14 protein-coding genes and 1 pseudogene are annotated in these 14802 nt (G+C 39.7%); 10 read left to right on the top strand and 5 right to left on the bottom strand.

The annotated features are described in order from the left end of the window. Nucleotides 1-74 precede the first annotated feature (74 nt). The 9 genes and pseudogenes from CDG55_RS12800 to CDG55_RS12755 all read left to right on the top strand — a co-directional run bounded on the left by CDG55_RS12800 (nt 75) and on the right by CDG55_RS12755 (nt 7289). Entirely contained in the window at nt 75-833 is a 759-nt protein-coding gene (locus tag CDG55_RS12800; protein WP_087536339.1) for a hypothetical protein, read from the top strand. Nucleotides 834-1010: 177 nt separating this feature from the next. Further along, entirely contained in the window at nt 1011-1583 is a 573-nt protein-coding gene (locus CDG55_RS12790) for an HdeD family acid-resistance protein (RefSeq protein ID WP_087536340.1), read from the top strand. Nucleotides 1584-1701: 118 nt separating this feature from the next. Next, nucleotides 1702-3681, top strand: a complete 1980-nt coding sequence (locus CDG55_RS12785) for an ATP-dependent helicase (RefSeq protein WP_087536341.1) — start codon at nt 1702-1704, stop codon at nt 3679-3681. Between the two features lie 64 nt (nt 3682-3745). Further along, the gene (locus tag CDG55_RS12780) at nt 3746-3991 is read left to right on the top strand and encodes an RNA recognition motif domain-containing protein (protein WP_087536368.1); all 246 of its coding nucleotides are present in this window, start codon (nt 3746-3748) and stop codon (nt 3989-3991) included. Nucleotides 3992-3997: 6 nt separating this feature from the next. Beyond that, a pseudogene (locus CDG55_RS12775) lies at nt 3998-4278 on the top strand (ASCH domain-containing protein). Between the two features lie 72 nt (nt 4279-4350). Further along, on the top strand, nt 4351-4854 hold the full coding sequence (locus tag CDG55_RS12770; protein ID WP_087536369.1) for a DUF6586 family protein: 504 nt from the start codon (nt 4351-4353) through the stop codon (nt 4852-4854). Nucleotides 4855-4965: 111 nt separating this feature from the next. Continuing rightward, complete coding sequence (locus CDG55_RS12765; protein WP_087536343.1) at nt 4966-5244, top strand: hypothetical protein; 279 nt, start codon at nt 4966-4968, stop codon at nt 5242-5244. A gap of 365 nt (nt 5245-5609) precedes the next feature. Then, complete coding sequence (locus CDG55_RS12760; protein WP_087536344.1) at nt 5610-6344, top strand: Bax inhibitor-1/YccA family membrane protein; 735 nt, start codon at nt 5610-5612, stop codon at nt 6342-6344. A gap of 141 nt (nt 6345-6485) precedes the next feature. Continuing rightward, nucleotides 6486-7289 carry an enoyl-ACP reductase FabI gene (locus tag CDG55_RS12755; RefSeq protein WP_087536345.1) on the top strand — a complete coding sequence of 268 codons (804 nt, stop codon included), beginning with the start codon at nt 6486-6488 and terminating at the stop codon, nt 7287-7289. Nucleotides 7290-7416: 127 nt separating this feature from the next. Here CDG55_RS12755 and CDG55_RS12750 read toward each other — a convergent pair whose 3' ends face one another. From CDG55_RS12750 to CDG55_RS12730, 5 genes are all read right to left on the bottom strand, one after another. After that, nucleotides 7417-7944 carry a hypothetical protein gene (locus CDG55_RS12750; RefSeq protein ID WP_087536346.1) on the bottom strand — a complete coding sequence of 176 codons (528 nt, stop codon included), beginning with the start codon at nt 7942-7944 and terminating at the stop codon, nt 7417-7419. 231 nt (nt 7945-8175) lie between these two features. Beyond that, entirely contained in the window at nt 8176-9576 is a 1401-nt protein-coding gene (locus tag CDG55_RS12745; protein WP_087536347.1) for an efflux transporter outer membrane subunit, read from the bottom strand. An 11-nt stretch (nt 9577-9587) separates the two neighbouring features. Next, a complete protein-coding gene (locus tag CDG55_RS12740; protein ID WP_087536348.1) occupies nt 9588-11579 on the bottom strand; it encodes a MacB family efflux pump subunit in 1992 nt (663 codons plus the stop codon). 1 nt (nt 11580) lies between these two features. Next, nucleotides 11581-12915: a MacA family efflux pump subunit gene (locus CDG55_RS12735; protein WP_087536349.1), complete on the bottom strand. Its 1335-nt coding sequence runs from the start codon at nt 12913-12915 to the stop codon at nt 11581-11583. A 107-nt stretch (nt 12916-13022) separates the two neighbouring features. Then, entirely contained in the window at nt 13023-13850 is an 828-nt protein-coding gene (locus CDG55_RS12730; RefSeq protein ID WP_416333000.1) for an SIR2 family NAD-dependent protein deacylase, read from the bottom strand. A gap of 501 nt (nt 13851-14351) precedes the next feature. Here CDG55_RS12730 and CDG55_RS12725 point away from each other — a divergent pair. Further along, a complete protein-coding gene (locus tag CDG55_RS12725) occupies nt 14352-14801 on the top strand; it encodes a bacteriohemerythrin (RefSeq protein ID WP_087536351.1) in 450 nt (149 codons plus the stop codon). Nucleotide 14802: the final 1 nt, after the last annotated feature.

The following is a 14802-nucleotide window of genomic DNA, read 5'->3' as shown; positions in this document are numbered from 1 at the left end:
AAAATGCTGGCGATTGCTGGCATTTTTTATTGAACAAATAAAAAGAAAAATTAATTTTGATTAGGGTGAAATGCATGTGGAAAAATATTCGAGTCGCTTGTTTACTACTAGTATTATTGATTGTTGCGATCAATGCTTATCGTGATCAAAATCAGGATTGGAATCAGCCGATTAATGTATTGTTGCATCCGATTAATGCCGATGGGTTGCCTACAACACAGCAGTATATTCAAACATTGCAGCAAGATGATTTTGCTGAGGTGAAGCAGTATCTAGAAAAAAATAGCCAGCAATATCGAGGGCAAAGCAGCTACTTTATGGTTCAAATCGGAAGGGAATTGCAACAAGCACCACCGAAGATGTCTGAGCAGCCAAGTATTCTGGATAATATTCTATGGAGCCTAAAGTTTCGCTTTTATGCATGGAAGCAGCATCAATCGATTGATGGTTCACCAAGTTTAACTCTATATCTGAATTTCTATGATCCGAAGCAAAATCGGGAACTCAAGCACTCAACTGCGCTGGAACGTGGACGAATTGGTTCAGTCAATCTGTTTGCCTCAGCTAAACAGACACAGCAAAATAATGTAGTGTTAGTGCATGAGTTATTGCACGGTTTTGGCGCGACCGATAAATATAATTTGAACAATGGTGAACCTATTTTCCCGATTGGTTATGCACAGGCGGATAAGCAACCTTTGTATCCACAAACTGAGGCGGAAATCATGGGAGGGCGTATCCCACTTTCAGAGCATAAAAGTAAAATGCCAAATGACTTGGAACAAACCGTGATTAGTGTGCTGACCGCGCAGGAAATTGGCTGGATCAAGTAAATTGTGGATAAGTTTCGACTTATCCATATCTTTAAAAACAATGACACAACTTAAAAAGATCAAAGTAAACATCCATTTTCTGACATTCCGTCATTAATTCTCAACATGCCTTATACAGAATTCGGTGAAAAACGCGATCAATATAGAGATATAATATTGATGATAAAAGAGTAAATCATGATGAAAACAGTGGGTAACGATCTAATTCGCAATCAGCTACATGCTGATCGTAAATGGTATCTGTTATTGGGCGTATTATTGGTTATTTTTGGCCTTGTTCTTTTAGCGGCTTTACCCTTTGCAACACTATCTGCGGTATTGCTGTTCGGTGTGTTGATGATGTTGGGTGGTATCTTGCATTTTGTTGCCGCATTTATGGTGTTTAAAGGGGGGACACGTTGGTTGTGGGCCTTGTTTGGTGTGCTGTATCTGGCAGCAGGTTACTTTGCGTTTACTACACCCGTGATTACTGCGGTGGTACTCACCAGTTTCTTGGCGATTGCCTTAATTATTGCAGGGATTATCCGTACCGTGAACGCCTTTATCCTTAGACCAATTTCAGGCTGGGGATGGGTGCTGTTTTCAGGCATATTAACCCTATTAACTGGGATTCTGATTTTGTCATCACCTGATTCACCGTTCTGGGTATTGGGGATGTTCCTTGCGATTGATATTCTATTCCAAGGCATTAATTACCTGACTTTTGCTGGTGCAATTAAGCAGTTACCACATAGCTCAACTACAATTTAAACGATCAAGTTAAAACTAAGAGCATGTAATACACATGCTCTTTTTGTTTTTGTAGTGAGAAACATTTCAATGGCTTGAGTCTGCTAAAATAGCATTTCGCTTTTAATTGACCGATTGTATGACGCTTGCCAAGCTAATTGATGAACTGAATCCACAACAAAAACAAGCAGCTACAACGACAGCACAAAATTGTCTGGTCTTGGCTGGAGCAGGTTGTGGTAAAACCAAAACCATTGTGGCAAGAGCAGCATACTTAATTGATCAAGGTTTGCCAGCACAACAAATTCAGATTCTAACTTTTACCCGACGTTCAGCAAGTGAAATTGTGACACGGGTTGAGCAGCATATGGGCGCACAGGCCAAAGGTTTACGCGCATCAACCTTTCATACTTTTTGTATGTATTTACTACGTCGTAATCCACGTGCGTTTGGTCTAACCCAGTTCAGTATTATTGATCGGGATGATCAGTTGCTGATGTTTCGTTTACTACGAGGCAATGATAAGGGCAATGTCTTACCTAAAGCGGCTGAACTCTGCGATCTATATTCCTATGCACGTAATACACAAACCAAGCTCTCTGATGCATTAATCATCCAGTTGCCACAAGCCATCGAATATAAAAAGCAAATTGCAGATTTAATGAAAGCCTACGAGCAGCGTAAGCAGGAGCGTAACTTTCTGGATTACGATGATATTTTAGCGATTGTGGCAGTGCATCTACAAAACTCACCTGAATTGGTCAATTGGGTGACCAGCTTTTGCCATGCTTTGCTGGTCGATGAAATGCAGGATACTAATCCACTGCAATGGGCTTTGCTTCAGCCTTTAGTTGGCAAGGTGAAACTGTTTTGTGTCGGGGATGATGCACAATCCATTTATGGCTTTCGTGGTGCAGATTTTGAAAATATTCATCATTTTAAAGAACGTGTACCCGATGCCGAAGTGTTGACTTTGGAAATGAATTATCGTTCGACCCAAGGCATTTTAGATTTATCCAATTGGCTGCTGGAGCAGAGCCAAATTGAATATGACAAGCATCTACAGGCCTATCGAGGTAAAGGTTTAAAGCCACAACTGCATATTTTGAGTAATGAGTTTGAAGAAGCCAATTGGATTATTCAGGATTTGAATCGTCGTCATATGCAAGGTGCTGCTTGGACAGAACATATGGTGTTGCTGCGCTCAGGTTTTAGTGGGCGTTATTTGGAAGGTGCTTTAATTGCAGCCAATATCCCTTATCGCTTTATTGGTGGGGTAAAGCTGCTTGAGTCTGCACATGTTAAAGACGTATTGAGCTTACTTCGGGTCAGCGTTAACCCACAAGATGATTTAGCCTGGATGCGTTTCCTGACGCTTTGGGATGGCGTGGGCGATGTGGGTGCCAGTAAGTTGGCGCAAGAGCTGATTCAATTACCTGATATCGAAGCATGTTGTCAGCGATTAGAACGACATGGCAAAGTGCCACAACAAGCGATTTTGATCTTGATGCAATTAGATGTATTACAGCAGCATGTTGAAGCTTGTATTGGCCTCGCACTAGATGCGCTAAATGAACAGCTGGAAAATAATTATAAAACTAAAGATTGGTCACGCCGTGTTAAAGACTTTGATTTGGTCAAGCAATTGGCGCGTAAACACAGTGCTCTTGGGGAGTTCTTAGAGGAATATGTGCTTGATCCAATTTCTATCTCAGAAATTGATAAAACGCCTGACCAAGATTTAGTGACGCTGATTACCATCCATTCAGCTAAGGGTGCTGAACAAAAAGTTTGTTATGTCCCACATGTTTCTCCGAATCAATATCCTCATGCACGAGCACAAGGCAATTTTGATGATGTGGAGGAGGAGCGTCGTGTGCTGTATGTGGCCTTAACACGTGCAGAAGATGAATTGATTTTGACCAAACAGAATTTAAATTTATGGTCGCAAGATCAATATGATGAGTTAGGAAGAAAAATAGAAAGTTACTTCCTCAATGATTTACCTCAACATTTAGTCGATGTTCAGATTCATCGAGATATTCCACGTGGCTATGGTCAAAGCAATCGTTCTCGTACGACTGCAATCAATTTAGGTTTTGGCATTGATTTCGATTAAACTAGCTAGATTCAATTTTTTTTGATTCATTGATTCTACAATGAATCATCTTTTAGGTTTTAGCATGAAAATTTTAGTTCGTAATTTAGACCGTAATGTGACTGATGCGGAAATTCTCGATTTATTCAAAGCATATGGAAAAGTTGAGTCTTGTGTCGTGGTCAAAGACGAAGCAACGGGTAAATCGAAAGGTTTCGGTTTTGTTGAAATGCAAAATCCACGTGAAGCGATTAAAGCGATTAAAGGTTTAAATACTTTGAAAGTAAAAAGCCAAGGCATTCGTGTCAAAGCTGCGGATGATAAAGCTTAATTATCAATGTTAAAGCAATATACGGCTTTATCAATTGTTGCACCAAATGCTGAGCGAATAGCCAAGAAAATTAAAACGCTTGAGCTTCGCTCATAGCAACCTCGATGTTGCCACTGAAAGATTTGATGATTGTAGAGAATCAACACTTTCTTTTGAATGATGCAGCTTGTGCAACGTATTGGGCTGAAGGATATTTGGCTTGGGGCAATCGCAATATTCGTCCGATTGATCCACCGATTCAAGTCATTGCCAAGCGAAAACTTTATCGTATTGAATTGATGTTGTGAGTGCTATTTGTTTCAGCATCAATTCGCTTTACAATCAGTCTTGATTTAAATGAACTGAAAAAGGGATTTATTATGTCTCGTGTTGCTCGCTACCATGCTGATCGTACCAATCAAAAATTGTATTTTGCCCGACTTGCATGTCAACAAGCTGAGCAAACTGAACATATTCAACAAGCGCAGGCATATCGTGAGGCAGCAGTATTTCATTTACACGGGGCAATTTTAGCTTTTTTACAAGAATTGGTGCGCTATTATCGTTTAAATGATTTACAACCGACGTTTAAGTCGATTGAAGAACAGATGGCAGTTAAAGGACAAGTCTCACCAGAAGTTTCAGTATTACAGCAACTTGCTAAAGATGGTTTTATTGCAGAACTCAAACGTGCGTATCGTTTATGTCAGTACGCACCCGAGCCAACAGCACCAGAGCCTGAAAATGAGACCTCATCGAATTTGATTATTAAGGTGACTCAAAGTCCTCAAGCATGGTTACCCGATGCGAAAATATTACGAGAATGGCATAGAGCGTTAAGCCATTTGATTGACGGTTTTCGCAATGAAATGGTTGAGTTTTAATTCGAGTACAACATAGACTTGAAATATGAGTGAGTAGCACTTATATAAATAAGACGTGAGATTGCAAAGTGCAGTAGCGCTTTGCCACCATGTAGAAACATGGAGTAATGTATGTCAATGCAACAGTTAAAAGAGTTATTTGGTAGCCAAGAAGCTGTTCTCGAGTTAGTTCAACTTGAAGGCGGAGAGCTTGCCTTGCGTAATGCTGGTTCGGAAGCAGAACCTTTGGTTAAAATTCAATTTAGTGAAGATGTTAAAAAGATTTTGGGTGATCAGACGCCAACCGTTGCACAGCATATGATCCAAGCCGCTTTATTTGGTTTGTTGGAAAAACAGATGAATCAGTTACAAGCAGAAGTTATTGATGAGCAACCACAGTACTTTAGCTAAAAAAACTGTAATATTTCACTCTAATCTAAAAAATGATTTAAAAAGGAGTCCTAAAATGCGACTCCTTTTTTTATTGCTTATGTTACTTAGGTGAATACAGATTTTATTACAATTGATTCAGTTGGTATAAAGAGATCTAGACTGTAAATAAAAGCTTATGGTTCTCGCTACGAAATGAAAGTTATAGCCATAAAATGTGCTTTAACTTTGCAATCAAATACTTTTGTTTCATATATTTTTAATGGATTAGCTATCAATAAATTGCAAAAAAAATTAAAGCTTTATTAAATGTAAAAAATATTGGGATTGAATAAAAAATATCATAAACTCAATTTTTATTTGCTTACTATAAAAAGAGCGTATACATGCAAAGTAATAATCCAATTTTAACTCGTGTTGAAACCTATAGTGACTTGGCTGAACCCATGACCATTCAAGGAGCGATTCAAAAATCGGTTCTTTTGACTGTGATCGCAGCGGTTCTCGGAATGGCTCTATTTTTCTATTGTGCATTCACAGCAAATCTTTCGATTGCATATGCAGCGGCAATCGTCGGGGCAATTGGCAGTTTGGTTCTAGCTTTGATTACAACATTTAAATCCAATACAGCACCTGCTTTAGCAATTCCTTATGCTTTATTTGAAGGTGCATTTTTAGGTGGTATTTCTTTTATTTTCCAACTGAAATTTCCAGGTGTTCCGTTACAAGCTTTGCTTGCGACCTTTGTTACAACCTTGGTTTTATTTGCGTTATATAAATTCCAAATTATTCGTGCGACTGAAAAATTTAAGGCAATTGTAATTTCAGCTTCTATTGCGATTGCTTTAGTTTTTGTTGTGCAGATCGTTTTACGTTTGATCTTTGGCTCAAGTATTCCTTATATTTTTGAAAGCAATTGGTTAGGTATTGGTTTTGCTGGATTTGTTGCTGTAATTGCTTCACTGAACTTAATTTTGGATTTTGATCTTATTGAAAATGCAGCAGCACAACGCGCTCCTAAAGCATTTGAATGGGTATGTGCGATTGCTTTACTTGCGACTTTAGTGTGGATGTACTATTCATTCATGCGCTTATTAAGCCTAATTCAAGGTGATGATTAAATTTAAATTGATATAAAACATAAATCGTCTTCATATGAAGGCGATTTTTTTATGCAAGATTGTAAAAAAGGTGGATTATGCTATTCCGAAAAATCAGGAATGTTGGCATGATGTGGTGAAAATTTTTCGAGTGAGAATAAGATGTCACAAGGACTTTTAGCTGGTAAGCGTTTTTTAATTGCTGGTATTGCAAGTAAATTATCAATTGCTTTCGGTATTGCGGCAGCATTACACCGTGAAGGCGCAGAGTTAGCATTTACTTATCCAAATGAAAAGCTAAAAAAACGTGTTGATGACTTTGCAGCACAGTTTGGTTCAACCCTCGTTTTCCCTTGTGATGTAGCGATTGATGCAGAAATTGACAATACTTTTGTCGAGTTGGCAAAACACTGGGATGGTTTAGACGGTGTTGTGCATTCGATTAGTTTTGCACCTGCACATACGTTGGATGGTGACTTTACAGACGTGACTGACCGTGATGGTTTCAAAATCGCACATGACATTAGTGCGTATAGCTTTGTTGCGATGGCTCGTGCCGCAAAGCCTTTATTACAAGCACGTAAAGGTTGTTTACTAACCTTGACTTATCAAGGTTCTGAGCGTGTGATGCCAAACTATAACGTGATGGGTATGGCTAAAGCGTCTTTAGAAGCGGGTGTTCGTTATTTAGCACTAAGCTTGGGTAAAGAGGGGATTCGTGTGAATGCGATCTCTGCGGGTCCAATCCGTACATTGGCAGCTTCTGGTATTAAATCATTCCGTAAAATGTTAGATGCTAATGAAAAGATTGCTCCGCTACAACGTAATGTAACGATTGAAGAAGTGGGTAATGCAGCATTGTTCCTTTGTTCACCGTGGGCTTCGGGCATTACGGGTGAAATCCTTTATGTTGATGGTGGTTTCAATACTGTTGGTATGAGCCAGTCAATGATGGATGATGAATAATTAGATTAATCTAAATTATTGAATAAAGCCGCTTTATAGCGGCTTTGTTTTTTAAAGTGTGGACTCTTCAAATTATAACGCCCGCAAGCCAAGCTTTTACGTCCTTTGTTGAAGCTTTTTTTATGTTTTACCTACCTGCACGCTTAAACACATCAGCTTTAAATGACTCATAAACATTTTGTGTTTCAATCCGGTATGACTCTGCTATATCCAATAACTCTTGAGGCAAGTTATTGTATGCGTTATATCTGCCACCACCATAACCAGTATTGTGCGAACGATAATCTTTAGTTTGAGATTGCAGTTTTTTATAATTTTCAATCAATGAATCAAATTTAGTAATTATTTCCGAGCTCACAATATGAGATGATTTTTTTACAAATGTATTTAACACTTTTTCATTTTCATAAGCTTTAATAATGAAAATTTCTTGTGCTGATAATGGTGTTGCAACACCTAGATCACCTCTTAATATCTCTTGAGTTATGCCCCCGAATTCCTCTAAAGCTTTTAACTCAAGTTCAAATAATTTCCCATTATTTTGTAAAGAAAACTTATGATCTTCTAATCTACGCTGAAACCAGATTTTGTATGCTGCAAATAAAATCCCGCCAGAAGTTAACATACTCGTAGCTACAGTTTCCCAATTTAACACAAAACCTCCTGTAAAACCTAACTATAGTTATACGGCATATTTGCCGCATAACCAAAATGAAAATGTCATATAACCAATTTTATGCTTATCCAATATGGTTGTATTTTGATCAGCATATAAAACAGAAATATTTGAGTCAATACAAAGAGGTTGATGAGTAAAATTAAAAGTTCCCAGTCCATTCAAAATGAGCCAAAAACTTTAAACGAGTAAACAATAGCAACTCATGTGCTATTGCTGAGTTAGTTCTTTCACAGGACTACCACCAAGTGCCTGCATCAAGGTCACATAGGCATTGTATTGATTCTGCTTTGTTTCAACTAAGCTGAGTCGTGCATTGCGTGTAGTTTCTTGCGCATCTAGTAAGTTCTTTAAAGCAATTGCACCATTACGATAACGAACTTCGGTTAGTCGCTCGGTCTTATTCGCCAGTTCGACATTGCGTTGTTGCAGTTGTACTTGCTGATTCAGTTGAGTGCGATTTGATAATGCATTTTCGACATCAGCAAAAGCTTGGTATAAGGTTTGACGATATTGAGTAATCGCTTTTTCATACTCAAGGTCACTAATCGCAATATCTTTTTTCATATCATTATATTGAAGAAAAGGTAGGCTCAGGCTTGCACCTAAAGTTAAAGCAGGGTTCTTTAACAGTTGTGTTAAAGAGGTGCTAGAAGAACCTAGATTTCCCGTCAAATTAATCGATGGATAATAGCTGGCTTTGGTTGCATCTTTATTGGCTAAGGTTTTGCGTAGGCGTAATTCAGAAGCTTGTAAGTCTGGACGACGCGATAAAATATCGGCAGGGAGTCCGATCGCGATATTCGGAAGAGCATTGCGAGGTAGTTGTGTAGGCTCTTGAATATTCAGGTGTTGAACAGGTTCATGTAGCAATACAGCAATCGCAGTACGTGCTTCGACACGTTGTTGTTCAATCTGACTCAGACTGGCTTTTTGGCTTTGTACCGATTGTTCCGCTTGAGTTAAATCTAAGCCTGAAACCGCACCCGCTTTATATTGCGACTGTACCAAAGAATAGGTTTTTTGGGTCGAAGCCAAATTCTGCTGAATGGTTTGATAGCGCTCATTCAGATAGCCAAGCTGCCAGTACAGTTTCGCTGTGGTTCCAACCAGACTTTGTGCTGTGGCTTGCAAATCTTGTTCAGTGGCTAGAGCTTCCCAACGACTGGCTTCGGTCTGATTGGCCAGTTTACCGAATAGGTCGACTTCATAACTAACACCGACACTTGCTGATAAACCACGGTCACTTCCTTCTCCAGAGCGTAGCTCATAATTATGACCTGTTGATACACTCGAACTGGTGCGAATGCCTTGTCTATTTTCCGCCAGTCCTGCCTGTAAACGGGCCTGTTTAAGGGTGATTCCGGCAACAGTTAAATCACTATTTTTAGAGAGAACCTGATCGACCAACTGATTAAGTTGAGTATCATTAAATAACGTCCACCATTGATCAGTTAAATTGATGCTTTTACTTTTTTGTGCATCGTATTGGAACTGTTGTGGCACTTGGACTGTTGGGGTGTTATAGGGGGTTTTCACCACAGCAGAACAGCCAGCTAAGGAGCCAGTGAGTACCAGTGCGAGTCCTAATTTTGTGAATTGAAAAGACATACTCAAATTCTTTATTCTCTCGCTAAAGCAGCAACTGGATCGAGTTGTGCCGCATTTCTTGCTGGCAAGAAGCCAAATACAATACCGATCAAGCTTGAGCAGACAAAGGCCGCTACAATCGAGGTGGTCGAATAACTCATTTCAATGATGCCTTTGGCAAAGTGTCCGATGATTTGTCCAATCCCTAAAGAGAGTAGTACACCGAGTATACCGCCCAATAAACAGACCAGAATTGCTTCAATCAGGAATTGCTGCAAAATGTCACTTTGTCGAGCACCAACCGCCATACGTACGCCAATTTCTTGAGTTCGTTCAGTCACAGAAACCAACATAATGTTCATCACCCCAATACCACCAACGACCAAAGAGATCACCGCGATTGCAGAAATTAACAGGGTCATGGTTGCAGTGGTTTGCTGAATGGTTTCACGAATACTGTCCGAGTTTTGGGTAAACACGTCCTGCGCGCCGTGACGTTGTTCAAGTAGAGTCAAAATGGCATTTTCAGCGGCACTACTTGGATATTCATCCTTGATGCGTACGATGATGCTACGCACATTAGACTGACCAAGCATTCGGCTCATCACGGTGGAGTAGGGCAGATAGACATTCAAGCTGTCAGAATTGCCCATAAAGCCTTGTTGGGCATCAATCACGCCAATAATTCGACTGGGTACACTGCCTAAGAGCAGTACTTGACCGACAGGATTTGTGCCATCTGCAAAGAAGGTTTTCTCCGTATTGGTATCAATCACCACATCTTGGGCACGCTGAGTAACACTGTTTTTGTCAAAAGGCTGTCCTGATTTAAAGTTCATGCCACGGACATAGAAGAAATCTGCACTGACACCATTTACAGTTGCCGATGCTTCGGTATCTTTGTAACGTAGCGTCACACTGGTATTGGCAGATGGGCTGACTCCATCCACATAGGGTTGTTCCGCCAGTGCATCGGCATCGGCAGGCACCAGTGTTTTGACTTGTGAAGCACGCGAGTTATCCCCAAAACCACGCCCCTGATACACGGTAATGGTATTGGTGCCGAGGCTACTGATATTTTCTAGAATTTGCTTCTGTGAGCCATTCCCAAGTGCAACCACCGAGACCACGGATGCGATCCCGATAATAATCCCAAGCATAGTCAAGAAAGTCCGCATACGGTGGGCATTCATGGCAAGCAGTGCCATGCGGAATGCTTCACCGAGACGATCAAAGAAAGAACGCCAAGTTGAGGTTTTCTTTTGTGGTGTGCGTTGCAGGGTTTGATGTTCTAAATCTGAATCTGCATTCTCAGGCACGTTGGCACGGTCTGAAATAATATTACCGTCACTGATTTCAATAATACGGGTCGCATTCTTGGCAACATTCAGATCGTGGGTGACCAGAATAATGGTATGACCTTTGGCATTCAGCTCACGCAAAATACGCATCACTTCAACACCACTATTCTTGTCCAATGCACCTGTTGGCTCATCGGCAAGAATCACATCACCGCCATTCATCAATGCACGGGCAATTGAAACACGTTGTTGCTGACCACCAGATAACTGGCTTGGTCGATGATGTAAGCGTTCTTCAAGTCCGAGTTCTGAGAGTAGCTCAGCCGAACGCTGTTGGCGAAGTTGGCTGTCTACGCCTGCGTAAATGGCAGGGACTTCAACATTACCAGAAGCACTCAGATCACCCAGTAAGTGATAACGCTGGAAAATAAAACCAAAATATTCACGGCGTAGTTGTGCCAGTTCATCAGGTTCAAGCTGACGAGTTTCTCGACCATTGACCTTGTAACTTCCTGCGCTGGGCTTATCCAGACAACCCAAGATGTTCATCAGGGTCGATTTACCTGAGCCTGATTGTCCGACGATTGCAACCAACTCACCTGCATAAATTTTTAAATCAATGCCTTTGAGAATTTGTACTGTACCTTCACCCGCAGGGAATTCACGGGTGAGGTCACTAACCTCAAGTAATGGCTGTGAAGAATGCGTTTGATCTTGGGTCATATTACATTCTCATTGGACGTTGATTGCTACGTTTTGCTGATTCGTTTGAGCTATCAGTTGCATCGGCAATCACCACTTGATCACCTTGTTTTAAACCTCTCAGCACTTGTGCAGTAACACGATTGTTAAGGCCGATTAACACAGGTTGAGGTTGAGCAGTTCCATCCGCTTGTAACACACGAACCATGCCTGTGGATGCTTTACCTTGAGCAATTAAGGCTTTTTCAGCTTCAGTCAAATCTAGGCGTTTAGGATGCTGCGCTTTCTGAGTATCTGCATTTTTTGATTTATCTGTTGCAACCGAATTATTGCCATTTTCTTTTTTGTTTGATCGTTTAGTTTGGATGGCAGCGGCAGGGATTGTTAGTACATTTTTCGCTTCAGCCAAAACAATATAGACTTGTGCAGTCATATCAATACGTAACTTACCGTCTTCATTTGGAACATCAAACAAAGCGTTGTAATACACGGCTGTGCTTGATGATGATGAACTGGTATTGGTTGTTTCGGTATTGATAGAGTTTGGTGCTGGCTCAACTTGACGTAGCTGTGCGTAATGTTTTTTGTCACTATTACCTAATGTCGTGAAGTAAACGGTTTGACCTTTTTCAACTTTCATAACATCGGCTTCAGAAATTTGAGCCTTAATTGTCATCGTATCTAATTTCGCCAATTTCACAATCGTTGGCGCGGTTTGATTGGCATTCACCGTTTGACCTTCTTCGGTCACAATGGCAACCACTGTCCCATCCATCGGTGCAACAATACGGGTATAACCTAAATTCTCTTGTGCAGTTGCGAGTGTTAAACGAGATTGTTCAATTTGCGCATTGATTGCTGCAATTTGAGCTTGTGCTGTTTTAAAGTTTGCTAGTGCTGTTTCAAGTTCTGCACGTGAAGTTGCATCTTGGCTAAACATAGCCTGTTGGCGTTTATATTCAGCTTCCACTTTTGCTAAATTGGCTTGTTGTACTGCCAATTGAGCCTGTTGATTTTGAATATTCGCTTTGGCAGTTTTTAACTCGTTTTCTTGGCGAATCGAATCAATTTGTGCAATCAGTTGACCTTGTTTGACTTGATCTCCTAACTGTACATACATTTTTTTCACTTGACCTGAAACCTGTGCACCGACGCTGACCATTTTGGTGGCTTCAAGCACACCTGTTGCGAGTACAGAATCTTCAATATCACCTTTAGAGACTTCAGCACTAATATATTGTGGTGCTTGATCTTTAGGTTTAAAGAAAAACCATGCAACGGCTGCAATAATTGCGACACCGATAGCGATCATTATTATTTTACTGAATGGTATTTTTTTAGAACTTGTTTTTGGCATGGCAACAGATCGAGATTTGGAAACTCAAACCAGTATAAAAGCGAAATAAGGATAAAACGTGGATATTTTTAATCTAGAATGATAATTATTATCAAATTTTATTGGAATTATTTGATTAGAATCTGATAAATATTTTGAATACCAATGACTGCATTTTCTGCGATTGAGACTCCTCCCTTGGATGGAAGTATTGCTTCACGAGGATTGATGCGTATGAGTTGTGGTGCGAAACGCTCACTGAAATAACGAACGGTTGGAATCGCTGTACCTGCACCTATTTCAATGACGATAGGGTGATTATGGGCTTCTAAAAAATTTTCTAAGCGTCTTGCTTGTTGAGTATGTCTTTGGCTGACCCAAGCATAATCATTAAACATCAGAATATTTGGACGAGATAACGTTCCACAATGTGGACATAGTGGAAGTTGTCCTAACCATTGACAATTTTGATGATCAATCTCAGGCGTTAATTCATTTGCTGACCATGTTGTGAGTTGGCAAGGTTCTGAGCATTGAAGATGGTGGATCGAGCCATGACACTCATAAATTTGGTTTGGATCAAAACCTGCTTTTTGAAATTGCCCATCAACATTTGAGGTAAACACAAAGTAGGGTAGTGCTAACCTTTCAGCGAGTTGTTTGAGTAAATGAAAGCCTTGATGCGGCAAGGTTTGACGATATAGTGCCAAACGATGTCCATAAAAACCCCATGCTAAATGTGGCTGAAATTTAAATGCTGCTGGATTGGCTATTTCGGTAAAGTCGATACGTTGTTTCCCCAATTCTGGATAAGCTCGCCACATGCCTTGATTGCCTCGAAAGTCGGGCAGACCTGAGTCAACGCCCATACCTGCACCCGCACTGATAATTAGGCTATCGGCTTTTGAGAATAAACTTTTAATTCTTTCAATTTCGATGGGGCTGAGCTGCTGCATGATCCGTATTCTTATCCTCTGTGATCGTATTTTATTGAGATGATCTCAACATAATTTACCCCAAAAATTGAGAAATTTTGAGCAAATCATGACTTGCTGATGATGATTGATCTAACAGCGATTGATGACTTCTTGAGTTCTATAAATGAGATGATCTTGGTTTGGAAAAGATCACGTTTATGTACTTAAATGAAAGTAGGTTGAATTACATCATTCATTAAAAAAGAGTTACCTCTCTGATTTACTTTTTTCAGTCCTCACATATTTTTATTAAAATAATTGTTTTTAAAATAATGATTATAAATTTCATTTGCTTATGTTTATTTTATTATAAGGTAAATAAATTTAATAAAACCTTAATTTTATTATGGATTTAAAGTTGTAAAAATTGTAAGATCCAATCCCATATTTTTTTTATGGTTTTAATCTAAGTAATAAAATCATAAGAAATATGCCAATAAGTACAAGTGATTTAACAGGAAAATTCACAGGGGAAATAAAATGGAATGGCAAGAAAGCTTTAATATCGGTATTGATGTGATTGATCATCAGCATCGTCAAATATTGGATTATATCAATAGATTAGAAGAAATTCGGGTGAGTGGTCATCGTTCTAAAATCCAAGAAGTATTGGAAGATCTGATTGATTACACGCAATCACATTTTAGCTTTGAAGAAAATTTATTAATGCAGGTCAATTATCAATATTTACCTTCGCATAAAGGTATACATGATTTATTTGTCAAAAGACTAAATGAGTATCGTCAGCGCTTTGAAAGAGGCGAGGCAGTTGAAAATGACCTATATCGACTTCTGTCCAAGTGGTTGATTAATCATATACAGCACGATGATCAGGATTATGTCGATGCTGTGCGTGATAATATGATTCGATATTTACGCACCCAAGAACAAACCAAAGCAAAGAGCTGGTTCTCTCGTATATTTAGCTAAA

Source organism: Acinetobacter sp. WCHA45, from assembly GCF_002165255.2.
GTDB lineage: Bacteria > Pseudomonadota > Gammaproteobacteria > Pseudomonadales > Moraxellaceae > Acinetobacter.
The sequence above is the reverse complement of the archived record's forward strand: the minus strand, read 5'-3'. Positions and strand labels throughout refer to the sequence as shown.